1 protein-coding gene is annotated in these 420 nt (G+C 43.8%); it reads right to left on the bottom strand.

All coding sequences use genetic code 11. The features are described 5' to 3' along the window. Positions 1-53: 53 nt before the first annotated feature. On the bottom strand, positions 54-420 hold a 367-nt coding region (locus HMPREF2619_RS09315; protein ID WP_148130397.1), incomplete at its 5' end, for an SIALI-17 repeat-containing surface protein.

Raw genomic sequence — 420 nt, 5'->3', positions numbered from 1 at the left:
CGAATTACCGATTTCTGTCCCACTCTCTATGACTTGGATGCTATAACATCATTTTATTCATCATCTTTTTTCTTTCCCATAGCAAACATACCAAGAAGTGCTCCTACAACACCAATAGCTGCAAGACCAGCATTTTCTTTAGTACCTGTCTCTGGGAGCTTGTATGGATGACTTGCAGGTGCTTGGTAGGTCTTATCTTGTGACATAGCAAGAGCTACAAGAGACTGCTCATCTGTGTATTCTGGAATTTCATGGATTGCTCCTTCTGCCCCATTGACACCACCTGTGAATTCTGGGACTTCTACTACTGGTGCTGGAATCTTGTCTGCTTCTGTTGTAGCTTCAGTGTACTCTGGTACTTCATGGATAGCCGCTTCGACACCATTTACGCCACCTGTGAATTCTGGGACTTCTACTACT

It is taken from the genome of Streptococcus sp. HMSC074B11 (assembly GCF_001808705.1).
Classification (GTDB): domain Bacteria; phylum Bacillota; class Bacilli; order Lactobacillales; family Streptococcaceae; genus Streptococcus.
The sequence above is the reverse complement of the archived record's forward strand: the minus strand, read 5'-3'. Positions and strand labels throughout refer to the sequence as shown.